The sequence below is a fragment of the Streptomyces sp. CY-1 genome, from assembly GCF_047218265.1.
In the GTDB taxonomy this organism is placed as follows: Bacteria; Actinomycetota; Actinomycetes; order Streptomycetales; family Streptomycetaceae; genus Streptomyces; species Streptomyces niphimycinicus.
Genome location: NZ_CP178393.1, coordinates 5,917,960 through 5,942,463 on the forward strand (window position 1 = coordinate 5,917,960; position 24,504 = coordinate 5,942,463).

The 24,504-nt window shown below is 71.3% G+C and carries 22 protein-coding genes; 8 read left to right on the forward strand and 14 right to left on the reverse strand.

The window, feature by feature from the left end:
• Window positions 1-110: 110 nt before the first annotated feature.
• The gene (locus ACK1X7_RS25520) at window positions 111-2,144 is read right to left on the reverse strand and encodes a TerD family protein (protein WP_385142077.1); all 2,034 of its coding nucleotides are present in this window, start codon (window positions 2,142-2,144) and stop codon (window positions 111-113) included.
• 545 nt (window positions 2,145-2,689) lie between these two features.
• Between ACK1X7_RS25520 and ACK1X7_RS25525 the strand changes: the two genes are divergently transcribed.
• Window positions 2,690-4,465: a cellulose binding domain-containing protein gene (locus tag ACK1X7_RS25525; RefSeq protein WP_413115689.1), complete on the forward strand. Its 1,776-nt coding sequence runs from the start codon at window positions 2,690-2,692 to the stop codon at window positions 4,463-4,465.
• 81 nt (window positions 4,466-4,546) lie between these two features.
• Complete coding sequence (locus ACK1X7_RS25530) at window positions 4,547-4,891, forward strand: hypothetical protein (protein ID WP_385149819.1); 345 nt, start codon at window positions 4,547-4,549, stop codon at window positions 4,889-4,891.
• Between the two features lie 71 nt (window positions 4,892-4,962).
• On the opposite strand, the gene ACK1X7_RS25535 is transcribed toward ACK1X7_RS25530, so the two are convergent.
• The 3 genes from ACK1X7_RS25535 to ACK1X7_RS25545 all read right to left on the reverse strand — a co-directional run bounded on the left by ACK1X7_RS25535 (window position 4,963) and on the right by ACK1X7_RS25545 (window position 6,486).
• Window positions 4,963-5,229, reverse strand: a complete 267-nt coding sequence (locus ACK1X7_RS25535) for a hypothetical protein (RefSeq protein ID WP_385149822.1) — start codon at window positions 5,227-5,229, stop codon at window positions 4,963-4,965.
• Window positions 5,226-5,651, reverse strand: a complete 426-nt coding sequence (locus ACK1X7_RS25540) for a hypothetical protein (protein ID WP_385149824.1) — start codon at window positions 5,649-5,651, stop codon at window positions 5,226-5,228. Before ACK1X7_RS25540 ends, ACK1X7_RS25535 begins: the two co-directional genes overlap by 4 nt.
• Window positions 5,652-5,766: 115 nt before the next feature.
• Complete coding sequence (locus ACK1X7_RS25545) at window positions 5,767-6,486, reverse strand: response regulator transcription factor (protein WP_385149827.1); 720 nt, start codon at window positions 6,484-6,486, stop codon at window positions 5,767-5,769.
• 216 nt (window positions 6,487-6,702) lie between these two features.
• On the opposite strand from ACK1X7_RS25545, the gene ACK1X7_RS25550 reads away from it, so the two are divergent.
• The 5 genes from ACK1X7_RS25550 (at window position 6,703) to ACK1X7_RS25570 (ending at window position 11,497) form a co-directional block, all read left to right on the forward strand.
• The gene (locus ACK1X7_RS25550) at window positions 6,703-8,103 is read left to right on the forward strand and encodes an aldehyde dehydrogenase family protein (protein WP_413116908.1); all 1,401 of its coding nucleotides are present in this window, start codon (window positions 6,703-6,705) and stop codon (window positions 8,101-8,103) included.
• Window positions 8,104-8,213: 110 nt separating this feature from the next.
• Window positions 8,214-9,314, forward strand: a complete 1,101-nt coding sequence (locus ACK1X7_RS25555) for an AMP-binding protein (protein WP_385149829.1) — start codon at window positions 8,214-8,216, stop codon at window positions 9,312-9,314.
• A gap of 159 nt (window positions 9,315-9,473) precedes the next feature.
• On the forward strand, window positions 9,474-10,022 hold the full coding sequence (locus ACK1X7_RS25560) for a hypothetical protein (protein WP_390793723.1): 549 nt from the start codon (window positions 9,474-9,476) through the stop codon (window positions 10,020-10,022).
• Between the two features lie 96 nt (window positions 10,023-10,118).
• On the forward strand, window positions 10,119-10,787 hold the full coding sequence (locus tag ACK1X7_RS25565; protein ID WP_413115690.1) for a DUF3105 domain-containing protein: 669 nt from the start codon (window positions 10,119-10,121) through the stop codon (window positions 10,785-10,787).
• Complete coding sequence (locus ACK1X7_RS25570) at window positions 10,784-11,497, forward strand: DUF305 domain-containing protein (protein ID WP_382955039.1); 714 nt, start codon at window positions 10,784-10,786, stop codon at window positions 11,495-11,497. The genes ACK1X7_RS25565 and ACK1X7_RS25570 overlap by 4 nt, the downstream gene beginning before the upstream one ends.
• A gap of 36 nt (window positions 11,498-11,533) precedes the next feature.
• Here ACK1X7_RS25570 and ACK1X7_RS25575 read toward each other — a convergent pair whose 3' ends face one another.
• The 10 genes from ACK1X7_RS25575 to ACK1X7_RS25620 form a co-directional block, all read right to left on the reverse strand.
• A complete protein-coding gene (locus ACK1X7_RS25575) occupies window positions 11,534-12,193 on the reverse strand; it encodes a TetR-like C-terminal domain-containing protein (RefSeq protein ID WP_413115691.1) in 660 nt (219 codons plus the stop codon).
• A 269-nt stretch (window positions 12,194-12,462) separates the two neighbouring features.
• Window positions 12,463-13,593, reverse strand: a complete 1,131-nt coding sequence (locus ACK1X7_RS25580; RefSeq protein ID WP_385149840.1) for a methyltransferase domain-containing protein — start codon at window positions 13,591-13,593, stop codon at window positions 12,463-12,465.
• Window positions 13,594-13,601: 8 nt separating this feature from the next.
• A complete protein-coding gene (locus tag ACK1X7_RS25585) occupies window positions 13,602-14,684 on the reverse strand; it encodes a radical SAM protein (protein WP_413115692.1) in 1,083 nt (360 codons plus the stop codon).
• 334 nt (window positions 14,685-15,018) lie between these two features.
• Window positions 15,019-16,233, reverse strand: a complete 1,215-nt coding sequence (locus tag ACK1X7_RS25590; protein WP_398158459.1) for a helix-turn-helix domain-containing protein — start codon at window positions 16,231-16,233, stop codon at window positions 15,019-15,021.
• A gap of 138 nt (window positions 16,234-16,371) precedes the next feature.
• On the reverse strand, window positions 16,372-17,670 hold the full coding sequence (locus ACK1X7_RS25595; protein ID WP_413115693.1) for a cytochrome P450: 1,299 nt from the start codon (window positions 17,668-17,670) through the stop codon (window positions 16,372-16,374).
• Entirely contained in the window at window positions 17,667-18,311 is a 645-nt protein-coding gene (locus ACK1X7_RS25600; protein WP_385149852.1) for a GTP-binding protein, read from the reverse strand. Before ACK1X7_RS25600 ends, ACK1X7_RS25595 begins: the two co-directional genes overlap by 4 nt.
• Window positions 18,292-18,651 (reverse strand): DUF742 domain-containing protein, encoded by a 360-nt coding sequence (locus ACK1X7_RS25605; RefSeq protein WP_078642513.1) that lies wholly within the window; start codon window positions 18,649-18,651, stop codon window positions 18,292-18,294. The genes ACK1X7_RS25600 and ACK1X7_RS25605 overlap by 20 nt, the downstream gene beginning before the upstream one ends.
• Window positions 18,648-19,076 carry a roadblock/LC7 domain-containing protein gene (locus tag ACK1X7_RS25610; protein ID WP_216346120.1) on the reverse strand — a complete coding sequence of 143 codons (429 nt, stop codon included), beginning with the start codon at window positions 19,074-19,076 and terminating at the stop codon, window positions 18,648-18,650. The genes ACK1X7_RS25605 and ACK1X7_RS25610 overlap by 4 nt, the downstream gene beginning before the upstream one ends.
• Before the next feature lie 14 nt (window positions 19,077-19,090).
• Window positions 19,091-20,713 carry a sensor histidine kinase gene (locus ACK1X7_RS25615; RefSeq protein ID WP_413115694.1) on the reverse strand — a complete coding sequence of 541 codons (1,623 nt, stop codon included), beginning with the start codon at window positions 20,711-20,713 and terminating at the stop codon, window positions 19,091-19,093.
• 246 nt (window positions 20,714-20,959) lie between these two features.
• Complete coding sequence (locus ACK1X7_RS25620) at window positions 20,960-23,710, reverse strand: SpoIIE family protein phosphatase (RefSeq protein WP_385149858.1); 2,751 nt, start codon at window positions 23,708-23,710, stop codon at window positions 20,960-20,962.
• Window positions 23,711-23,964: 254 nt separating this feature from the next.
• Between ACK1X7_RS25620 and ACK1X7_RS25625 the strand changes: the two genes are divergently transcribed.
• A complete protein-coding gene (locus ACK1X7_RS25625) occupies window positions 23,965-24,477 on the forward strand; it encodes a DUF7144 family membrane protein (RefSeq protein WP_385149861.1) in 513 nt (170 codons plus the stop codon).
• Window positions 24,478-24,504: the final 27 nt, after the last annotated feature.

Genomic DNA, 24,504 nt, shown 5'->3' on the forward strand with positions numbered 1-24,504 from the left:
CTTCTCGGCGAGGGGACCAGGCCACTTGTCCCTTCAACGGTAACAGTGCAATGTCACACTGCACAGTGGCCCGATCCGCCTCTTTATCCCCGGCCGAGGGACCGGCCCCGCTACGGCCGACGGCCCGGGCGGCGCCCCAAGTGGGCTACGACACCGGAGTGGAAGCGATCCACGGCGTCGTCGACACTGCGGATGAAGCCGGACTCCGCGTTGCCGCGCGCACTGCCCATGCTCTTGAAGAGGGAGAGCCGGAAACCGGTTATCCGGGCGCCGCCCTTGGGGAGCATGTCGGCCGGTTCGGGGCGGAGCCGCTCAAGGGTGCCGCGCGGGCCACCGCCCTCTCCCTCGACAAGGGTTTCCACATGGAGATCGGCCGGGGCCTCGGCGAGTTGGCGGACCAGGCGCTTGGCCCAGGTGAGGGGGTAACCCTGATCCGGGGCCGGAATCTCGATGGAGGTGCGCAGCTTGCCGGTGCGCAGATCGGCGACGATGGCGAGGATCCCGGAGGTGTCCTCGATGCGCAGTTCGGCGTAGAGGCGGCCGTCCTGGCAGAGCCGGTCGGCCGTGGCCGCACGACGGGAGCTCTGGTCGGTCCCCCGCCTGGCGCGCTGGACGGGCAGGACCTTCTGCCCGAGTTCGCCGCCCAGCCGCAGACAGACCTGGCGGATGAGCCGATCCCAGCTCTCGACCACATCGATGGCGCGCTGATCCCCCTGGCACAGCGTCTCGTTGTCGATGCCGTTGCGCACCGGCACCCATGCCGGGCCCATGTTCTGGAAGCCGTGGCAGCCGGAGTTCTCATGCTGGAGGTACTGAAGCAGTTCCTGGAGGAGCCAGGCGTGCGCGGTGTTGCCCACGCCTTCGTGGCGGATCAGCATCTGGGCGTGGTGGGCCACCTCGGCCCAGGACAGATGCCAGAGCGCGACCTTGTGCTTACGGCGTCCGTCCACCTTTATGTCGACCAGTGGACTGCCTTCGATGGCAACGTCGTTGGACAGCGTGATCACGGCCTCGTAGCCCCGCCGGGCGGCAATGTCCATATAGTCCTGGACCTGCTCGGACTTCAGCGGATTGCCGTTGGTCTTCGTTTCCACCAGGGCAGTCCAGAGTTTCCCGGCCCGTTCGACGCGGATCACGCCGTCAGGGCGCTTGGGGGCGTTGCCGCCATGCGGCAAGGAGACCTCGGTGAAAGTCTCCATACGGCCGGCGGGTGCGCCGAAGGCCGCGGTGAGCCGACGCCCGAACTCCGGAACCTGAGTCATCACCGACAGCAGGACGGACGTCGCGCGCATTTCCCGTTCCCGGTCATTCTTGAGCGAGGAAACCGGGAAGAGCCGGGCCGCCCGCCAGGACTCGTTCTCCGCCAGCGACTTCTTGGCGACCCTGGGAAGCGTGACCTTCTTCCTGGCCGTACGGGGACGCCGGGCCGAAGCGGATACGGACTCCTCGCCCATCGCGCGCGCCGTGGCCGCGGCCTGCGCGGGGATACCGGGCGTCCTCTCGGCCTCGGGCACCGACGCCTGCTCCACTGCCCCCGGCGCCGCCTCCGCCCCCGGCGCCGCCTCCGCCCCCGGCTCCGGCTCCGGCCCCGCCTCCTCGTCGGCCGCGTCATCGTCGATGTCGATGCCGAAGTCCATGGCCAGGCCGGCCAGTCCGGACTCGTACCCCTGGCCGACGGCCCGGAACTTCCATTCCTCGCCCCGGCGGTAGAGCTCGCCGAAGATGAACGCGGTCTCCACATCCGCGTCATCGATCGAGAATCCCAGCAGGGTCTCGCCGCCCCGGTCCGCGAGGGTCATCCGGAGGTCACTGAGATCGCCGAACCTGGCGCCGCCGTACCGGCTGGCCGCCACGACGATCCGCTCGACATCCGTAGGTGCCGCCGTCAGGTCGAGGCTGATGCGGTCCTCGTTTCCCTCGGCGGTCGGCGTCTTGCCCAGCAGTTGCACACTGCCGTCGGCGGCGGCCGGGTTGTTGTAGAAGTAGAAGTCCGCGTCGCCGCGGACCTTGCCATCACCGTTCAGCAGCAGCACGGAGACGTCGGCGTCCCCGTCTCCGGTCGCCGTGCTCCAGTTCAGGCTCAGGATCACGGATCCCGCGTCCTCGCTCAGAGTCGCCAGGCCGACATTGCCGCCCTTGGTCATCTCGCGCATGGTTGGTCCCCCCAAACAGCCGCCTCGGGGCCCGCCCGGACAGCCTCCTCATTGCACTGCGTGACGCACTGCGCATTCCGCGTGAGTGGAGTGAACCTTAGCGCCCGAACCACACGATTCGGGAGGTCATGCGCCGATTGAGCCCATGCGGTGCGGCGGTGGCCGGGCCCGGACCGGAGGCCGGGGTGGGGTGCCACCGGAAGTCACCGGAAGCGCACAGGAGTTCACGCGGCGAACGGTGCGGTCCGGACCTTTTGCGGCATGGAACTTTGTGTCGCATCGGGCAGTGAACATGACTACTATTCACCTGAATTCGGTTCGACCTAACGGCTCGTCAGGCGACTCGTCAGCCAAACGGGGACTGCTCTACGTCTCTTGTCAGCCAGGTCACCGGCGTGAAAGGCTCGGCCCGCCCCGTAAGGGGAATCCCCAACTCCGAGGCAGAGCTGTGTTGTTGGCTGACCACCCCGCGGCCCGTTTATGAGAGGGTTGCCCCCGGCGGGGGCGCCGCTGTTCGTGAGTGAGGAATTGCCTCCATGCCCGACCACTCATCGCCCAGGGAATCTCCCGGGGACGGCTCCCCGGCGCGCCACGGTCTCGCCGAAGCGCCCGCCGAGGAAGTCGATGGCGCGGCCTCCGCGACGGCGCTGCTGGGCGCCTATTGGGAGGCGGTCGCCGATTACGCGGAACTGTGCACAACCACTCCCGAGGACGGGATGCGGCTCGCCACCGAGGCGTTCCGGCGGGGTATTCGGGAGACCCGCCACCGCCGCACCCGGGGCTTCGGCAAGCGTCTCCCGTGGCTTCCGCTCTTCCTGACCTCGGTACGGAAGACCGCCGCCGACTGGCATGCCCACCGCCACGGCGACCGGCTCAACCCGGAGCTGCGGACATGGCTGACCTCCGACGTCGCCGCCCGCTTCGCCGCACCGCCCCGCGACCAGCCGCTCGCCCTGCGCGCCCTGCGGGATCTGCCGGAGGCGGACGGGGAGCTGCTGTGGCTGGTCGAGGTGGAGGCGCGGTCCACGGAGGCGGTGGCCCGGCAGTTGGGCTACGACCCGGAGTACGCCACCGAGGAGATCGCCCGGGTCCGCGCGGCCTTCCGTGAACGGTGTCAGCGCGCCCATGTGGAGACCCTCACCGACGAGGAGTGCCGCAGCTACGCCAAGCTGCTGGACGCCGCCACCCGGGCGCCCGACTCCCCCTCACCCGCCGACCTGTGGCAGCACCTCGCCCGTTGCCGGTCCTGCCGGGACGCCGCCACCTGCATGTACGTGGACGGCGAGGGGCTGCCCGGCGCGCTGACGAGCGGGGTCATCGGCTGGGGCGCGCACCCCTACCTCGCGCGGCGCCGCGCGCTCGCCGAGCGGGCCCCGGGCACCACGCCGAGCGCCCGCGCAGCCGCTCCCACCGCGCACGCGGTCCGCGCGCCGCTGTGGGAGCGGCTGCGCGACCGGGTCCTGGACGCGGTCGGGGGGCGGCGCAGCAGACGGGTCGGTGGCGCGGGAGGCAGAGCCGGGGCGGGAGGGGCCGAGGGTGCGGGTGGTTCCCGCACCGGCGGGCACCGGGTCGACCGCCGGAGCCGCGCCTCCCGCCGCCGGTTACGCAGAGCCCGTACGACGGTCATCCTGGCGGTGATAGCCGTCGTCGCTCTCGCCACACTGGTCGCGCTGACCAGAACCGCCGCGGACTCCGACGACCGCAGCGACGGATACATGGGCCCGAAGGAGACGTACGGCAGCCTGGCCCCCGCCACCTCCTCACCGAACAACCCCGGCTCCCCCGCCTCCCCGAGCCCCTCGAAGGGCGCGAGCCACGGCAAGGACCCGGGCGAGGGCTCCGGCCACGACCCCGGCAAGGGCTCGACGAGGAAGCCCGGTCACTCCCCCTCCGCGCCCTCCGCGTCCCCCTCGCCCTCCAAGGGCGACTCCGGCTCCGGCTCCGGCTCCGCGTCCGGCCACGGCGGAAGGCCGCCCTCCGGCCGGGGGCACGGCGGATACGCCGACTGCACGGCCCGCTTCCAGCTCCTCACCGAATGGCCCGGCGGGTTCAAGGCCGCCGTCACCCTCACCTCCCGCAAGCCCCTCTACGACTGGCGGGTCACCTGGACCTTCCGCGACTCGCAGCGGGTGACCCAGATGTGGGACGGGGAGTTCACCCAGCACGGCGCGAGGGTCACCGCCACCGCCGCCGACTACAACAAGTGGGTCAAGGCGGGCGGCTCCCTCTCCGTGGGCTTCCTCGGCACCTGGAACGACGGCAACCGGCCGCCCGGGGCCTTCACCCTGAACGGCCGCCCCTGCGCGGGCTGACGGCACGCTCCGCCCGGCCCGAACGGCGTTCCCACCCGGATGGCGGAACAAGTCCTCCGTCCAGGGGGAAAACATCTCGGAGTGAGCAGTGTCCTGAGCGGCATCGTGACCCTGCCCCCCGACGCCCCCGCCGGGCGGGCGGCGCGGGTGGTGGTGGAGGTGCGCAACGTGTCCCGCTCCGATGCCCCCGAGTCGATCGTGGCGGCGCGGGTCCTCACCGATGTGCCACTGAGCCCGGGAGGCCACGTCCCGTTCAGTGTCACCGTCCCCGGTGAGCCGGCCCCGGGCGACAACTACGGGCTGCGGGTGCATGTGGACGTCAGCGGCTCCGGTGTCATGGAGAGCGGCGATCTGGTCAGCGCCGAGGCCAACCCGGTACCGGCCGGATCCACCGCCGGTCTGATCGCCTCGGTCACCCTCGTCTGAGGGGACCCCCGGCGGGCGCGATGCCGCGCCGGGGGCCTTCTCGGCTTCTTGTGGTCAGGTGTCGTTCGGGGTCAGTTGTCGCTCGCGGCGTCGGAGTCCGCCTTGTCGGCCGCCGACTCGGCGTCGTCCACCAGCTTGTTCAGCTCGTCCAGCTCGGAGCCGGACGGAGCCGGTGCGGTGGCCGACGGGGCGGACGACGACCCCGATGAGCCGTCCGAGCCGTCCGCGTCATCCGAACCGCCCTTGCCGCCACCACAGCCGGTGGCCAGCGCGGCGCAGAGCACCGCCGTGGCCGCCACGGCCCAGGGGCCGCGCCGCACGGGCCGGCCGCGCCTCATGTGCCGGAACCCGCACCGCGCGAGGCGCACCACGTCCGGACCTTCGACAGGTCCTTCTGGCGCTGCTCGAGCGTGGTCACGAGGGACCTGCGGAAGGTGAGCTTGTGGTTGAGGAAGGTCTCGACCTCGGTGTGGTCCGCCTTCTTCGCCCGCTCGACCCGCTTCGCCAGCCGGGCCACGGACCCCTTGACGTTGGCCTGGCCCTTCAGCCGCTTCAGCGCCCGGTCCAGCCGCTTGTCGATCTTCGTGGAGCGCTTGCACAGCCCCTGGGAGCCGTCCCCCGCCCCCTTGTGCGGCTTCGCGCTCGGGGCGGCGGCCGGTGTCGAGGCCGGGGCGCTGCCGTCCGCCGCCGCGACGCCCACCGGACCGAGCAGGGCAGCGGTGGCCGCACAGGCCACGATGACGCTCTTTCCACGGTGCATGGTGCTGTTCCTTCCCTCGGAGCCGGACGGCCCGGGACGGGCCGGACCATCCCGGACTGGGGAAGAAACTAGGAGCCTTCCTTGTGGAAATTCTGTGGGCCGGAACAGCCCCCGCTCACGGGCCTGTTGGACGGCCCTCCGGCGCATTGGACGGGCGCAGGACGAAGCCCACGCCGCGCACCGTGTGCAGCATCCGGGGCCGGCCGCCCGCCTCCAGCTTGCGGCGCAGATAGCTGACGAAGGTGTCCACGGCGTCCGTCCGCACCTCGAAGTCATAGCCCCAGACGCGATCCAGGAGCTGATCGCGGGTGAGCACGATCCCGGCGTTGCGGGCGAACATGTCCAGCAGCTCGAACTCGCGCCGGGTGAGCCGCAGCGGCGTCCCGTCCAGCCACGCCTCCCGGGCCTCCGGCGCCATCTCCAGCGCGCCCGCCCGCACCCGGTCGGTGGCGGCGGGCGGACGGCGGCGCAGCAGGGCGTGCAGCCGCAGCACCAACTCCTGGAGCGCGAACGGCTTGACCAGATAGTCGTCGCCCCCGGCCTGTAGCCCGGCCACCCGGTCGGACACCTCGTCGAGCGCCGAGAGCATCAGGACGGGGACGTCATTGCCGTCCCCGCGCAGGGCGCGGCACACCTCGATACCGCTGAGGTCGGGCATGGAGATGTCCAGGACCACCACATCGGGCGCGCCGTCGCGCACCGCGGCGAGCGCGGCGTGGCCGCCGTCCGCGAGGGTCACGGAGAAGCCGTTGAGCCGCAGCCCGCGCTCCAGGGACCGTCGTATGGCCGCGTCGTCGTCGGTCACCAGGACGCGACCGCCTCCTGTCTCTCCCATGTCCCTACCACCTCCGGCCGCGCATGGTACGTGGCCCGCGGTGCGCCCGGCCCGGCCCAGGGGCCCGGTATGGCCTTTGGGCCAATTGACTCCGCCCCGCCCGCACCGTGGGATAAGCGTGGTTCACCCCTTTCCCGCCGCGCCCGCCAAGGGGCCGGTGTGTCCTCCGCCCGCGAAGGAGCCAGCGTGTCCCAGCCCGCCACCACCCCGGACGCCCTGGACGCCCCGCGTACTCCGGACCCGTCACACCCCCTCCAGGCCCTGGACGCCCTCGGCCCCAAGGGGCCCTACCGCTCCCGTAACCGCCTCACCATCAGCGATGTCACCGGCACCCCCATGGCCGAACTCTCCCTGGTGCCCCGGCTGTTCGTCACCCGGGCGCTGGCCGCGCTGCACGCCGCCGCCACCCCGCCGCTGGAGGAGCGGCTGGCCGCGCTGAAGCGGGCGGGGGAGCTGTTCGCCACCGGCACCGTCGCCGGGGTGACGGCGGCGGCGTACGAGAGCGCGGTGTGCCGGATGTCGGGCACCCCGCTGGCAAATGTGCGGATCGCCGTGGAGGCGATACAGCTCAGCGCCACCGAGGCGTACCGCAGCGTCCAGGCGGCCCGCCCGGTGGGGGCGGTCGGCGACTGGCGCGATCCGTACGCCCGCGGCGGCACCGCCGTGTGGATCCGGCGCGGCGATGTCTTCGCCGTGCACGCCGCCGGAAACCACCCCGCCGTGCACGCCCTGTGGCTGGAGGCGCTGGCACTGGGCTACCGGGTGGCCGTACGCCCCTCCCGCCGTGAGCCGCTCACCCCGTACCGGCTGGTCAGCGCCCTGCGCGAGGCCGGTTTCGGAACGGATCAGGTGGTGCTGCTGCCCACCGACCACGACGCGGCCGGGGAGATCCTGCACGGTGCGGATCTGTCCATGGTCTACGGCGGCCAGGAGGTCATCGACCGCTACGCCACCGATCCGGCCGTGCTGCCCAACGGACCCGGCCGCTCCAAGATCCTGATCACCGCCGACCGGGACTGGCGCGACCATCTCGATGTCGTCGTCGACTCGATCGCCCGCCATGGCGGCACCGCGTGCGTCAACGCCACCGCCGTGCTCGTGGAGGGCGATCCGGCGCCGGTCGCCGAGGCGCTGGCGGAGCGGCTCGCCGCGCTCCCCAGCCTGCCGCCGCAGGACGAGAAGGCGATACTGCCGGTCCATCCGCTCGAGGTCGCGCGCGGCTTCGAGCGCCTGCTGCTCGGCAAGGCCGCGGGCGCCCGGGCATGGCTGGGCGGCGACGGAGTGGTGGACGACCTCGGCGACGGCAGCGCGGCCCTGCGTCCCGCCGTCCTCCAGCTCGACGATCCGCGGGACCCGCGGCTGGGCATGGAGCTGTCGTTCCCCTGCGTCTGGGTGGCCCCCTGGACGCGTGAAGCGGGGGTCGCCGCGCTCCGGGACAGCCTGGTCGTCACGGCGATCACCGGGGACGAGGCGCTGCTGGACGCGCTGCTCGCCGAGCCGTCCGTCAAGAACCTCTACATCGGGGACCACCCCACGCACTGGATCGCCCCGGGCATCCCGCACGACGCGTATCTCGGCGAGTTCCTGATGCGTACGAAGGCCGTCATCCGCGGCTGACGGCGCCGACCCGGCGCCGCCTGACCGTGACGGCGCCGATGACGACGCCGCCTTTCCCTGACGCCGATCCGGCGTCGTCTGTCCCCCACGAGGAGCATGAGGAGCAACCCGTGCCGACAGCTTCCCTTTCCGTGCTCGACGTCCCCTTCGACGAGCGCCCCGACCCCGATGAGTACATCCGCGCCGCCATGGAGTGGCACTTCGGCCCGGACACCGGCTCCCCGTTCTGGCTGCGCAAGGCGCGGACGCTGGACTTCGATCCGCGCCGGGACGTCAAGGGCGTCGCCGATCTCGCGCTCTTCCCCAATGCCACCGGGGAGTTGCGCGAGGTGCCGGTGCGCGATCTGATCCCCCAGGGCTACGGCGCCGACGCCCGGATCGTCGGCGTCTTCGAAAGCGGCGGCACCACCGGCGCGCCCAAGCGGATCGTCTGTCTGCGCGACTGGCTGGACCGGCTCACCCACGGACTGAGCGCCGACCTCGACGGGCTCGGCATCCCGCGCGGAGTGGACTGGCTCGCCATCGCGCCCAGCGGCCCCCATATGGTCGGCGAGATGGTCGCGGGCACGGCCGCGCGGCACGGTGGGCTGATGTTCCGCGTCGACATGGATCCGCGGTGGGTGAAGAAGCTGATCTCCGCCGGGAAGGCCGAGGAGACCGACGCCTATGTGAGCCATCTGGTGGAGCAGGCGGCGCACGTCCTGCGCACCCAGGACATCGGGGTACTCATGACCACCCCGCCGCTGCTGGAGCGGCTGGCCCGGCATGACGACCTGATCGAGCTGATCGGGGAGAAGGTCAAGGGGATCATGTGGGGCGGCGCCCATATGGACGCCGACACCCGCGATCTGCTGCGCACCGAGGTCTTCCCCGGCTGTGCGCTCTACGGCACCTACGGCAACACCATGATCCTCGGCGGCGCCACGGAGCGGCTGGGGCTCGGCCCGGACGAGCCGTGTGTCTTCGATCCGCGCACCCCGTTTGTCACCTTCTCGGTGGTGGACCCGGCGAGCGGGGAGCCGGTGCCGTACGGCGAGCGCGGCCAGGTGGTGATGAACCACGTCAGCAAGTCCGCGCTGCTGCCCAACAACCTGGAGCGCGATCTGGCGATCCGTGTCCCGCCGCCCGAGGGCGCGGCCGGGGACTCGGTGGCGGATGTGGGGCCGGTCGCGATGTTCGACGACGAGGTCGTGATCGAGGGCGTCTACTGAGGGACGGCGTACGGCGGGCGGCGGGGCGGCGGGGCTGACGCCGGGCCACCTCAGGGGGCCGGACGGCGTGCCTGACACCACGCCCTCACCAGGCGTTTGCCCACGTTCCGCCATGGACCCATTCAGTCGCGACAGCCGCAGTGGTTACGATCTGGCGCGATGGGCAAAGGGCAGGGCGGAGAGGGCCACATACGGAGGGACGCGGTGCGCGGCACCGTGCCGTCCGTCCTCTGCCGTGCCGTCCTGCTGCTCGCCGCGGCGATATGGGTGGCGCCCTCCTGCGTCCATCCCGCCGCCGACCACAATGGCCTGTCCACGGGGTGCCCGCGCCGCCTGACGGACACCGTCGCGTCGGAACCCGTCACGTCGGACACCGTCGCGACGGAACCCGTCGCGTCGGAACCCGTCGCGACGGCCGAGCCGCATGAGAAGCCGATCACCCATCCGGCTCCGGCGCATGGCCCGTCCGACGCCTCCGGCTCCGGCTCCGCCTCCGGAGCCGGCACCGGCACCGGCTCCGGAAGCGACGACTGTGTCGCGGGCCCCCGGGACGTGGTCCAGGCCCTGGTGCCCACGCCCGTACCCCCGCTCTTCCTCACCGAGGTTCCGCCGCCCGACGGCCACCGGAATCCGGACTCCGTCCGGGCGCCGCCCGACCGCCCCGCCCGCGCCCTCGGCCTCCATCAGCTCCAAGTGCTTCGGACCTAGGCCGGCGCCGGTAACCGCGATGCACCGCACCACCCATCCAGCGTGCGAACTGCGCGAACTGCGCGAACTTTGAGTACTCCGAGGACAAGGACAGCCATGGGCTCCAAGGGATCGAAGACGAAGGGCACCGCGGCCGACCGCCGCGCGAAGATAGAGGAACTGCGCCGCGCGGAGAAGGCGCGCGAGCGCAGGTTCCGGGCCATCACGATCACCTCCGTCACGGTGATCGTCGCCGGACTGGCCGTCGGGGGCTACTTCCTCGTCGACGCGAGCAACAAGAAGGACGAGAAGGAGGCCAAGGTCACCTCCGCGGTCGTGCAGAGCGGCGAGTTCAAGGGCATGAAGACCTGGAAGAACCTGGGCCGGACGCATGTCCAGGGCACGGTGAAGTACGCGATGTCGCCGCCGGTCGGCGGAAACCACAACCAGGTCTGGCAGAACTGCAACGGCGACGTCTACACCAAGCCGCTGACGAAGGAGAACGCGGTGCACGCGCTGGAGCACGGCGCGGTGTGGGTGACGTACACCGACAAGGCGCCGAAGGAGGACATCGCCGCCCTCTCGGAGCGGGTGAAGAAGACCCCGTACTCGATGATGAGCCCCTACCAGGAGCAGGACGCGCCCATCGTCCTCAACGCCTGGGGCAACCAGTTGGACATCCAGAAGGCTTCGGACCCGCGGGTGGCCGAATTCTTCAAGAAGTTCGTCCAGGGCAAGCAGACCCCCGAGCCCGGCGCCTACTGCACCAACGGAAAGACCTCGTGAGCGACGGGACCGCCGTCGGCCGCGCCTCGCGCCAGCCGCTGGTGGCGGGGATCGCCGCCGCCCTCGCGCTGCTGACCCTGGTGGCGGTGGCCGTGCTGTGGCTGACGAGCGACCGCTCGGAGGGCACGACCGACACGGGTACGCCGAAGGACACCTCCGCCGAGGCCGGTTTCGCCCGCGACATGTCCGTCCACCACCAGCAGGCGGTGGAGATGTCGTTCATCGTGCGCGACCGCACCAGCGACGACGAGGTGCGGCGGCTGGCGTTCGACATCGCCAGCACGCAGGCCACCCAGAGCGGAATGCTTCAGGGCTGGCTGGACATGTGGGGGCTGGACAAGACGTCCGAGGACCCGCCCATGACGTGGATGAAGAACGACATGGACGGCATGGAGGGCATGGACCACGGCTCGATGAAGGGCATGGACGGCGGCGGCACGTACAAGCCGCACGACGGCTCGCTCATGCCGGGCATGGCCACCAACACCCAGCTCGACGAGTTGCGCAAGGCCAAGGGCAAGGCGGCCGAGGTGCTCTACCTGAAGCTGATGACCGCCCATCACAAGGGCGGCGTCGAGATGGCGAAGGGCGCGGTGAAGCTGGTCAAGGACCCGACCGAGAAGCATCTGGCCACGACCATGGTCCAGGGCCAGCAGTCGGAGATCGAGCTGATGGCCGGAATGCTCAAGGCACGCGGCGCGTCCTCCTGACGCCCAGCCGATGGCGCCCCCGCCCCGGGGGCGCCATCACCCCTCGCCCTCGCCCTCGCGCTCACCCTCGCGCTCACCCTCGCGCTCACCCTCGGGCACGAACACCCCGGCGACGGCGGCCTGATACGTCGCCTCGACGCTGGTGCGCACCAGCCGCTCGTCGATGAACCCGCGCAGAATGAGCACCCGGTAGTAGAGGGGCGCCGCCAGTGCGGCGATGACCTCCCGCGCCTCGGTGCCCTCGGGGATCTCCCCCCGCTCGACCGCCTGCCGCGCGATCAGGGTCACCTCCTCGGTACGCCGCACGAACGCGGCGCGCACGATCTCCTCGACCCGGGAATCATGCGCGGCGGCCACCAGCAGCCCCTGGATGACGTTGCGGTTGCGCAGCGCGTTGTTGAAGTCCGCGATGGCCTGGGTGAGTTGCGTCAGATCCCGCCGGAAGTCACCGGTGTCCGGGGTCGGCAGCGTCGAGCTGTGCTCGGCCAGCAGATCGACGACGACCCCCTCCACCGTCCGCCAGCGCCGCCGGATGGTCGACACATGCACCCCCGAACGCCGGGCGAGCCGGTCAAGGGTGAGCGCGGCGAACGAGTCGCGATCGAGCTCCTCGTACGCGGCCGCCAACACGGCGGCACGAGTCCGGGCCGTACGCCCCCCGGGGCGAGCCGACCCATGCGGTGGTCGCTCTGTCATGACGCGCCGACTCTACGGCCCCTCCACCCTCGTGAGCACCAGATCTTCACGACATCCGGGCGCTCTACGCCCGGTAACCCATTGCACGGCGTACACGCCCCTCGCTATTGTGACACCCGTTACCTAATGCGCGCGACAGCGCATTAGGCCAACAGGGCGCAGAGTTGCCGGACCTTCCTCACGAGGGGAAGGAAGGTCCAGCAAGCCCCCCTTCTTTCTCAGGGAACCGACCCTTCCCAGGGAACCGACGGTCGGACGGTCGGGTGGGGTCAGCCGTAGGAGGCCGACCACTTGCCGCGCGTGAAGTGGCACACACCGTCAGGCGTGATGTGCACGCGGCTCCCGTAGATCGGTAGGCCACCCTCGGCGTTCAGTCGGTGCCGGATGCGTTCGAGCACCGTCCACAGGTGCCGCGGGCCGCCCTGATGGACCGTGGGCGGGTCGATCCACGTCGCCGAAGCGCGCGCCCATGAGCCGTCGGCGTGCACGAGCCATGCCGTGCGCTGCTCGCCGCGCTCCTCGTAGTGGGTCTCGACGCCGGGCGCGGCGAGTTCGAGCATGGCGCGCACGTCCCACGCCTCCGCGACGTTGAGCACCGGATAGCGGCCCCGCATCATCTGCTCGCCCTCGAGGTCCCGTACGGCCGCGAACAGCTCTTCCGTCCCCGGCGGGTAGTCGGCCCCGGTGCGGACGCTCATGAACCCTGCCCGGTCCCACTCGACGACCCCGCGCGCGCCGCCGTCCGTGTCCTTGTCGGCCGTGACGATCACGCTCATGCGAGCGAGCGTGGTCACCAGGCGCCCGCCGGGGCGCAGCGCGGCTGTCACGCCGGCGAGGTTGTGCAGCGCCACCATGGACACGATGCGGTCGAAGTCCCCCGGGAGCGGCCCCGTGGCATCACAGGTGACCACCTGAGGGAACATGCCCAGAGAGGCAAGCCGATCGGTCGCCGTCGCGGTCAGATACGGGTCCACGTCCATGGCCGTGACGCGCTTGTCCCCGAGGCGCCGCGCGGCGAGGGCGGTACTGGCTCCAGTACCCGTGCCGATCAGGCCGAGGTCGGCGCCGTCATACAACAGCCCGTGGCGCAGCATGCGCACCACCAGGCCGGGCATGGTGCTCGACGATGTGGGCACCCCGCGCGGCCGGTCGTCGGGGCTTGCCCGGTCGGCGTGCAGCGGGCCGACGCGGGTCACCAGGGACGTGTCGGAGTAGGCCGCGCGCAACCACGCCGACTCGTCGGCCGGCCCGTCGCGCAACACCCATGTGCCGCCACCCGCCGGTTCCCACCACCGCGGCACGAAAGCGTGGCGGGGGGTCGAGGCCACCGCGCCCCGCCAGCGCGAGACGGGCGGGGTCACCTCGGCCGCGAGACGTTCGGCGTGCGGCTTCCAGTCCATCAGCCACCTCATTCGTCGTACTTCGGGTCGCATGCCTCCTGCTCGGCGGGCGAGCAGTCGCCACCGTCCGACGCGGGCTTGCAGTCAGGGTCACACGGACCTCCCTCGGCGCGGGCCGGAATCGTGCTCAGCGCCTCGGCCCATGCCTCGCCGCCCAGGATTGCGGCCAAGCCTCGTTCCCGGACATTGCCGGTGGTCAGCCATCGCACCATCACACACGGGGTCACCTCGCCCGAGGGCAGGACGGCCGCCTGTCCGTGCCCGCACCGCCCGCACAACTCCGCCGTGTCCGCCCCCGCCTCGGGCAGCGAGGCACGGCCGAGGCGCCGCACGCGGTCCGTGCGGATCGCCGTCACGCCGAGCGCTTCCAGCTCCCGACATGCCTCGCTCACGCGCTGCCCCGACAGGACGGACACGATGCCGACACGTAACGGGATACCTCGCCGTACGGCCTCGGCGATGTTCGCCCGGGTGCGTTCGTAGCTGCCCGGTCGGGTCGTGATGGCGTCGTGTTCCTCGGCGCGGTCGCTGTAGTAGCTGGTGGCCAGTTTCACGCCCGCGCGGGCGAGAAGGCGCCACCAACCGGGCTTGATGTGGAACAAGTTGCTGTAGACCTCGATGTGAAGGCCGAGGCTCAGCGCGTGGCCGACCAGTTCGGCCCATGCCGGATGCGTGGTCGGCTCACCGCCGATGAGCTGCACCTCGCGCGCGCCCAGCGCCGCCGCATCGCTGATCACCCGCCGCCAGTCGTCGGCCGTCATCACGCCGCGCGTGCCGGTCGGCCCCGACTCGGCAAAGCAGTGCGCGCATTGGAGCTGACAGGCTCCAGTGATCTCCAGCTCGACGACCCTCGGCACAGTCGTCGGGGAAACTGCCGGGCTCTCCATCATGGTGCTCATCGCCGCTCCCTCTCCCTTGGTGTCGCATCTCAGCTCGCCCCACACCCGCTTCCCCCAACGCAGCCGATCGACCCCCCACCGCCAGGCGACCTCCTCCACCACGGCCAGCCCCCGGCCCCGCTCGTCATCGGCCCCGGCGGTGCGCAGAACGGGAAGGGTGCGGCACTTGTCCACGACCGCGACGCGGACCAAGCCGGGCGGGTGACGGTGATGCGGATGACGCGGCAGTCGGTGTGGTCCACCGCGTTGGCCACCAGCTCCGAGACGATGAGGGTGGCGGCGTCGGCGCCGTGCTCTATGCCCCAGACCGCCAGCGCCGTACGGACGAGACGACGAGCCGTGGCGGCGCTTTGGGCCGTGCACGGCAGGGTCTCCGTGTAGCCGGGGTGCCCGGAGGGGCGGGCGGTGGTGGTCACAATCATGGCGGACCTCGCGGTTCGTGAACGTGAGCGCACGTTATGACCGCCGAGAGCGACCGGACAGTGACCCTACGTACCACTGTGGTACGTGGGTGGGACGTCGCGTCCTACCCGTCCAGGTTGATCCGGTCGGCCAGTTCCGTCACGGGGGAGGTGCGTCGGCGCTCGCGGCCGCGCAGTTCGGCCACCACCCGCCGGGCCGTTCCGTGGTAGCGCATCCACTCCGGCGCGTCGGTCTCCGCGGCCAGGAGGGCGCGGAGAGCGCTGTCGTCCTTGCCGAGGTCGACGCAGGCGAGGGCGCGGTCGACATGGAACCGGGCGCGCCATGTCGGCGGAAGCCGATGGAGTTCGGGGACGGTTCGGGCCGCGGTCAGCGCCTTCGCGCCGCGTTCCATCTCCACCAGGAAGTTGACTTTGGCGACTGCGACGTTGGTCGGGCCGAACGGTGTGGCGTAGTCGAGGCGGTCCTCTCCGATGCGGGAGGCGGCGGCCGTCGCCATGTTGAGCAGTTCCTCCACGGTGTCGTGTCTGCCGCGCCGCACGGTCGCGGTCGCCGCGCGCAGCAGCAGAATCCCCCACAGGGACAGCTCGATGGGCCGGGACCGGAATCCGGGCTCGATCCGCTCGGCGGCGGTCAGGGCGACGCGCTCGGCGTCCTCCAGCCGCCCCTGCTTGGTGAGGATCCACGACAACGTGGAGATGCCCATGGTCTCGAGGTGCGGATCGTCCGACCGCCGGGCGGCCTCCATCGAGCGCTCCAGCGCCGTGAAACCGGCGTCTTCCTTGCCGAGCGCGGCCAGCGTGGTGGCCGCCACCTGGTACGCCTCGGCGAGCACCGCATGGGCCGCGGCGGCGTCGGCGCCGCTGTGAGCGTGAGCCGCCGTCCTGGCGTCCCGGATGAGCTGGGGCAGCAGGACGCCGATGTCGGCCATCCGCCCCTCGCGCCGTACGCGTTCGGTGGACCGTAACGCGGCGCGCAGCGCACCGATGGTGGGCGGGGCCTCGGGGTCGGCGTCCTCACCGAGGAGTCCGGTCAGCGGGGAGACGGCCTGCCGTAGCGCGAGCACGGACGGTGAGTCGCCCTCCTGACGGGCCTCGAAGGTGGTCGGCTGCCCGATCAGTACGGAGGGTTCCACATCGAGAGCGCGGGCGAGGGCGTTGATCGTCGAGAGCCGCGCCGTCTGCCGCCGGCCCTGTTCCAGCTTGCGCACCACGTCCACGGACAGCTCCGCCCGTTCGGCGAGCCGCTCCTGCGTAAGCTTGCGCCGAACTCGGAACCGAGCGATCCGGTCCCCGAGCCCCTGCCCGTCCTCACAGCCCATGGCTCCGGCCCCCCATTCACCGTCAGGTATCGGGTGGTTGTGGCTTCCACGCTACGCCCGGGCACGCGCCCTATGGGAAAACCGGTACCCCTTTCATCCCCCGGCGGTGGCAACGCACCACCGGAGTGCGTCGACCGGTCAGTGCGGGTGGGCCGGGGTGAATCGGACCGGGAGGGCGGCCACGCCGCGCATCATCAGGGTGACCCGCCATTCGAGGTCGTCCGGGGCGACGGACAGGGTGACGTCCGGGAGGCGGTCGAGCAGGACCTCGACCGCGGCGGCGGCGATGATCTCGGCGATCTCACGGGCGGCCGGGGGGCAGCCGTGCTTGCCGTGGCTGAAGGCCATATGGGCCTGGTTGCCGCCCGCGCCGGAGTGGAAGTCCGGGCGTACGTCGGGGTCGGCGTTGGCCGCGGCGAGGCCCAGCATCAGGCAGTCGCCCTTCCTGATGCGGCGTCCCCCGAGCATGGTGTCCTCGGCGGCCCAGCGGCCGATCCAGAACGGGACCGGGGTGTCCTCCCACAGCACCTCGTTGAGCGCCTGGCCGACGCTGCGCCGGCCGCCGGAGAGGGTGATGGCGAACCGTTCGTCCGTCAGCATCAGCCGGAGGGCGTTGGCGATCAGATCGCTGGTGGGCTGCTGGACGGCGTAGACGCTGCCGAGCAGGTCGTTGACGATCTCGTCGTCGGTGAGCCCGGCCGGGTGGGTCACCAGACGGGCGGCGACATTGACCTGGTCGGGGTTCTCCCGGACGCGCTTGACCAGCGCCTCCGTCCTGGTCTGCATATTCCGCAGCGCGAGAGCGCCGTCGGGCCCGGTGAGGTGGAGCGAATCCTCCTGGATGGCGGCGGATTCGGTGTCGTCCAGGCCGTACAGCCGGGTCACCACCCGCAGCGGGATCTGGCTGGCGTACTCGGCCACCAGATCGGCCCGGCCGCTGCCCGCGAAGGTGTCGATCAGCCGGTCGGCGACGCGCTCGCACTGCGTGCGCAGTTCGAACTGGTCCACCGAGCCCAGGCCGTCCCAGATCGCCTCGGCCCGCCGCTGGTGCTCGGCGCCCTCGCTGAAGAGCATGGTCGGGCGGTAGCCGACGAAGGTCATCAACTCCCAGTCGGGCGGCACCAGATGCCAGGAGTGCCAGCGGCGGGAGTCGCGGGCGAACAGCCGGGGATCGGTGGTGACCCGGACCACCTCGCGGTAGCCGAGCACCGCCCAGACCGGGATCGTGCCGTCCAGCAGGACGGGCACGACCGGGCCGTGGTCCCGGCGCAGCTCCCGGTAGAGGTCGAGCGGCTCGTCCCGGAACCGCTGGTAGTCCAGTGGCACCGACCCGGCGGGCACCACCCCGTCGGACGGCGCGGGGGCGGACCGGAAGACGGGCCCGGGCGGGTCCTCCGACAGGCCCCCGGACGAGGGTGTGGGGTCAGGCGTGGTCACGCGGTGCTCTCCCCGGCGGCGCCGTTGGTGGAAAGGGAGTAGAGGTAGCGGGCGAGCGCGACCAGTACGGCCTTGCTGGAGTCGCGCTTACGGGCGTCGCAGTCGATCATCGGCACATCGGCCGGGAGGTCGAGGGCCTCCCGCACCTCCTCCAGCGAGTGCTGCGGCTCGGTGAAGTTGTTGCGGGCCACGATGAACGGCGTGCCGTGGTGCTCCAGCCGGTCCAGCGCGTACCAGGAGTCGGACAGCCGATTGGTGTCCACCAGGACGACCGCGCCCAGGGTCCCGGAGAAGAGCCGGTCCCACAGGAACCAGAACCGCTCCTGGCCCGGGGCGCCGAACAGGTAGAGCACCATCTGCTCGTCCAGGCTGATCCGGCCGAAGTCGAAGGCCACCGTGGTGGTGGTCTTGTGCCGCACGAACGAGGCGTCGTCGATGCCGACGCCCGCCTGCGTCATCGTCTCCTCGGTGCTCAGCGGGCGGATCTCGCTGACCGACCGCACCATCGTCGTCTTGCCGACGCCGAACCCGCCCACGATCACGATCTTGAGACCGTTGCTCGCGCTCTCCCGCAGCGGTGCGTGTCCGGTGCTGCCGGGGAGCGCCATGCTGACGGTGTCGTCAGAGATTCTGGAGTGCAACGAGCACCTTCTTCAGGGTTTCGGGCCCGGGCAGCCGGCCGCCGGGGCGGGCCGCCTGTGGATGGCGCGCGGTGATCCGGCCGGTGTCCAGCAGATCGCACAGCAGGATCTTGACCACGCTGACGGGCAGTTCCAGATACGAGGAGATCTCCACGACCGACAGGGGGCGGCGGCACATCCGCAGGATCCGGACGTGCTCGGACTGCATCCCGGGGGTGGGGTCGCTTTCGCTGACGATCAGCGTGACCATGTCGAACCGGCTCTCGTCCGCCCGGCTGCGGCCGCCGGTGACGGTGTACAGCCGGTCCGGCCCCTCCTTGTCCAGCGGCCCTCGGATCATGCCGTCGCCCCTCCGCCGGTGTCGCCCGCGACCACCCTCGGGGCGGCGCGCAGATGGTCGCCGATCTGCTCGACCAGCTCGTTCATGTTGTGGCCGATGATGCCGACATCGGCGTCGTCATGGGCCACCACGGCGAGATGGGCGCCTTCGCCGGCCTCGACGATGAACAGAATTCCCCCGTGGAACTCCGTCATCGACTGCCGTACGCCGCCGCTGCCGTCGCCGAACTCGATGGACGCGCCATGGGCGAGGCTCTGGATGCCGGACGCGATGGCCGCGAGCTGATCGGCCTGGTCCACGGACAACCCGGAGGAGAGGCACAGTTTGAGCCCGTCCCGTGAGAGCACCAGCGCGTGGCGCGACCCCGGGGTCTTCTCCAGCAGGTTCTCCAACAGCCAGTCCAAGCTGCGGTCGGTGGTGTTCATCGGCGTTCCTTCTGTCACGGCTTGTCGTTCTCGGCAGGCTCGGCGGACTCGGCAGGCTTGGCGGACTCGGCGGACTCGGCGGACTCGGCGGTCTCGTTGTGCTCTGCGGATACCGAAGGCTCGGTGTCACACGGGGCACCGGTGGCGGAACCACCGCGGGCCGCCTGGCGGAAGGCGCCGAAGCGGGCTCCGGCTTCCTCGGGTCGTGGACGGCTGTTCTTGGCCTTGGGTTCCGTCTCGGCCGCCTGGTTGGCCGCCCGGGTGGCGGCGGCCAGCGTCTCGCCACGGCGCCGCTTGGGCAGTCCGTTGACGGGCCGTGGGGGCTGCGCGGCGGGCTCCGGCGTGGCGGGGTCGGGCGCGGACGACGGCGAAGGGGATGGCGCAGCGGGGGACGGCGAGGTGGCCGGTACGGGGGCCGCCGCCGCGGGCGCCGTGGTGGTGGCCGTGGCCGCGACGGCCTGGGCGGACGCCTGCCGGGGGACCCCGGTGCGCACGGTGCCCGGTGCGTCCACGACGACCGCGTCCTGGTTGACGTGCGTGATCAACTGCTGCGGGATCAGGACGACCACACCGGTGCCGCCCCGCGCGGACGGCCGGAAGGAGACGGTCAGCCCGTGCTTACGGGCCAGACAGCCGACGACCGCCAGGCCCAGCCGGGTGCCGGACAGGCTCATCAGATCCAGGCTCTCGGAGGAGACGGACTTCTGGGCGCGGTCCAGGGCGGCCGGGCCCATCACGAGCCCGCCGTCCTCGATGGTCACCACGACGCCCGCGTGCGTCTCCTCGACATACACGTGCACCTCCTCGGTGGGAGGCGAGAAACTGGCGGCGTTGTCCATCAGTTCGGCGAGGGCGTGCATGACGCCCTCGGCCGCGTAACCGGCCACCGCGGCGTTGCTGGCCGAGTGGACCCGTACCCGCTGGAAGGCGCTGATCCGGCCGATCGCGCCGCGCAGCACGGACTCCATGACGATCGGTTTGGTCCAGCGGCGCCCGGAGCGCGCACCGGTCAGCACCGCGATGCTGTCCGCGATCCGGCCCGCCTGGGCGGTGGTGTGGTCCAGCTTCAGCAGATCGCCGAGGACGGTCTCGTCGTGGCGGTTCTCCATCTCCCGCAGATCGGCCAGCATGCTGGTGGCCAGCGCCTGGACGCGGCCCGCGGCGTTGGCGCACGCGGCCATCGCGGAGGCGCGCATCCGCTCACCGTCGCCGATCTCGCGCAGCAGCGCCCGCAGCAGCAACTGATGGGCCCTGCTGGTGGGGCGCTCCATGCGGGTGATCACGGTATCCACCGAGCCGCCCTCGCGCAGTCTCCGGACCGCGGACGGAATCGTTTCCTCGGCGAGCCGGGTGGCCTCGATCTCCTTGGCGGCGGCCGCGGTCTCCAGCTCCGTGACCCGCTCCTGGAGACGGCCGATGGTCCGCGAGCGGTTGGTGGCGACGGCGAGCGCCACCCCCAGCAGCACGGCGGCCACGCCGCAGAAGACGGCGACGGAGGCGCGCTGGGCGGACGGCACGGCGGTGGTCACCCACGCTCCCGCGCCACCGGCGACGACGGCTGCCAGCAGGGGCACGGTCAGGGCCCCACGTGTCACCGAGGGCCCTTTGTGCGGATGGCTGGATATGTGTGCTGACATCTATCAGGTCCTCATGGGCGCGTTGAGGGTTTTTGGCTGGACCACGCGGACATCAAGCCGTGGGCGCCACATGTTAGTAGAGTCACGTCACTTTGACCGGTCCCGCTCATCACATGGATCATGACGGTCCGTCAAATCGGAGCGTCAAGAAGCGTCACCTTCCGGACGCATATGCCGCTGCCATTGCTCGCAGGCGTTACGGCCCCGGAAATGTCACGGGCCGGGAAGCGTTTCGCCCCCGAAGCTTCACGGAATCGCCAGCTCGGCCCAGATGACCTTGCCGTCCGAGGTGTAGCGGGTGCCCCAGCGCTCGGCGAACTGGGCGACCAGGAAGAGCCCCCGGCCACCCTCGTCCGTCGTCGCCGCGTACCGCAGATGCGGGGAGGTGCTGCTGGTGTCGGAGACCTCGCAGATCACGGCCTTGTCGCGGAGCAACTGCACCCGGATCGGGCCGGTGGCGTGGCGGATGGCGTTGGTGATCAGTTCGCTGAGCACCAGCTCGGCGGTGAACGACGCCTCGTCCAGCCCCCACTCCGCCAGCTTCCGCATCACCTCGGCACGCACCCCGGCCACGGCGGCGGGGTCGGACGGCACATCCCAGGAGGCCACCCGGTCGCCGCCGACGACCCGGGTACGGGCGGCGATCAGGGCGATGTCATCGCTCGGGTTGCTGGGCAGCAGCGCGTCCAGCACCTCGGTGCAGATCTCCTCGGGCGTCCGGCCCGGGTGGGACAGGGCATTGCGCAGCATCTCCAGACCGGTGTCGATCTCCCGGCGGCGGTCCTCGATGAGCCCGTCGGTATAGAGGACGAGATGGCTGCCCTCGGCCAGTTGCACCTCGGCGGTCTCGAACGGCAGCCCGCCCAGGCCCAGCGGCGGCCCGGCGGGCAGGTCGAGGAACTCCACCGAGCCATCCGGACGCACCAGCGCGGGCGGCGGATGACCGGCCCGCGCCATCGTGCACCGCCGCGTCACCGGATCGTAGATCGCGTACAGACACGTCGCCCCCGTGATCCCCTCGCCGCCACCGCCGTCGCCATCCGGCCCGCCGGGGCCCTCGTCCTGGTCGATCCTGGCGATCAGATCGTCGAGGTGGGACAGGATCTCGTCGGGCGGCAGATCGAGGGTGGAGAAGTTGTGCACCGCCGTCCGCAGCCGCCCCATCGTCGCCGCGGCGTGCAGACCGTGCCCGACGACATCGCCCACCACCAGCGCCACCCGCGCCCCCGGCAACGGAATGACGTCGAACCAGTCGCCCCCGACCCCCGACTCGGCCGGCAGATAGCGGAAGGCCACATCCAGCGCGTTCTGCTCCGGCAGGGCGCGGGGCAGCAGGCTGTGCTGAAGGGTGACCGCCATGGTGTGCTCGCGGGTGTAGCGGCGGGCGTTGTCGATGCAGACGGCGGCATGTGCGGCCAGCTCCTCGGCGAGGGACACCTCTTCCTCTTCGAAGGGCTCGCGCTGCTTCATCCGCCAGAAGTTGACCACGCCCAGCAGCACCCCCCGGGCCCGCAGCGGCACGGTGACCAGGGACCGGACGCCGAATTCGATGACCTTGGCGGTCTGCTCGGGGTCCTGCGCCTGCCAGCCGGTGGCCTCGGTGAGATCGTCCTCGACGACCGGCTCACCGCCGCTGATCCCGAACGCCTGGGGCGAGGTCGGGACGAACGAGAACACCCGGCCGACCGGATAGAAGGGGTGGCCCTGGCCGGGCCGGATCCCGTGGACCGCCGCCCGGCGCATCTCGACACCGCCGACCGCCAGCGGCTCATCCCCGCGCGCCACGGGCTCCGCCAGGTCGACCGTGACGAAGTCGGCGAAGCGGTCCACCGCCACCTGCGCCAGTTCCTCGGCGGTCCGGGCCACATCGAGGGTGGTGCCGATCTCCACGCTCGCGTCGTAGAGCAGCTTGAGCCGCCGCTGCGCCACATCGGCACGGCCGGAGAGGGCGCGCAGTTCGGTGGAGTCGCGCAGGGTGGCGACGCTGCCGGGCGGGCCGCCGTCGCGGTCGGTCAGCCGGTTGTTGATGGCCAGCAGCCGGTCGCCGGCCACCAGCACCTCGTCGGTGACATCGCGCCGGGCGGCCAGGACGTCGGCGACATGGGGCTCCAGGCCCAGATCGTCGACCAGCCGCCCCTCCGGCCGCGGCGGCAGATCGAGCAGCCGGGACGCCTCGTCGTTGGCCAGCACCAGCCGCCCGTCGCCGCCGACGATCAGCACGCCCTCGCGCACCGAGTGCAGCACCGCGTCATGGTGCTCGTACATCCGCGTCATCTCGACCGGGTCCAGGCCGCGGGTCTGCCGCCGCAGCCGCCTGCTCACCAGGGCGGTGCCGCCGGTGGCGAGGACGAGGGAGGCGGAGACGGCGCCGACGAGCAGCGGAAGCTGACGGTTGGCGAGCCCGCTCACCTTCTGGATCGTGATCCCCGCGCCCACCAGGCCGACGACCTTGTGATGGCTGTCGAAGACGGGTGCCACGGCGTCCATCGCCTCGCCCAGTGTGCCGGGGCCGGTCTCGACGGTGGTGTGCCCGTGCAGCGCCGGCTCGATGTTGCCGACGTAGTGCTTGCCGATCCGGTTGAGCTTGGGGTGGGTGTACCGGATGCCCTTGTCGTTCGTGACCACGACGAAGTCGAGCCCGGACTTCTTCCGGACGGCCTCGGCCTTCGGCTGGAGCACCTTGGTGGGGTTGGGGCTGTGCAGGGCCTGCACGATGCCGGGGGAGTTGGCGAACGCCTCGGCGACCGCGACGGACCGGCCGCGGGCCTCGTCGGTGGCGTCGTGCCGCACCTGGAGCACCAGAGCGACGGTGGCCGCCGCGCCGAGCAACAGCACGATCACGAGTTGCAGGATGAAAACCTGCCCGGCGACGCTGCGAACGTTCAGCCACGATCGAAAGCGCCGGCCCGCCACCTCCGGGCGCTCCCGGCGCCGACTCCGTGGGCGCCGACCGGGGATCATGCGGGCAGCCCACGATCGACCCATAAACCGGGCCATACACATACATCTACACCGGGAAATCCCGGAAGGCGAATCTCCGCTTCCGTCGGCCGGGCGCGCAACGACAAGGCACATACGGTGGGCGACTTTCCGTGTCGAATCGATTACGGAGCGCTTTCCTGGGGCGCGTTCACGATGGCGAGGTGCCGAAGTCGGGGGTCTATGCAAATCTGAGAAAAAGGGCAATTCACCCTTATTGCCGTCAATCGGTGCCGACACCGCATCGATTGCGCCTGACGAAGGAGCCCGACATGGCCAGTCACGCCGGTGGAGTTCAGACAGGGGTCGCCCCGGGCCACGCGCACCGGGCGGTGAGCGGATGGCTCGTCTTCGCGGCGGTCATGATGATCTTCAGTGGGCTGATGAACCTGCTCCAGGGCATCTCGGCCATCCGAACCGACCGGGTGTTCCTGGTCACGCAGAGCTATATCTTCCAGTTCGACCTCGCCGGCTGGGGCTGGGTCCACTTCGGCGTCGGCATCGCCCTCCTGCTCTCCGGGTTCGCGGTGTTCACCGGTGCGATGTGGGCCCGGGTCACGGGTGTGGTGCTGGCCGGGCTCGCGCTGATCGCCAACTTCCTGTGGCTGCCGTACTACCCGGTCTGGGCCACCGTGCTGCTCATCATCGACGCGCTCGTCATCTGGTCGCTGTGCGCCGGGCCGAGCCGCGGTGGCGCGGGAGGACGCGGCGAGATGGCAGGACGTGGCGAGACGGGAGGACGCGGCGAGATGGGGGGACGCGGCGAGACGGGACGTACCGCCTGAGAGCCGGGGCGTCTGGCTTCCCGGCGG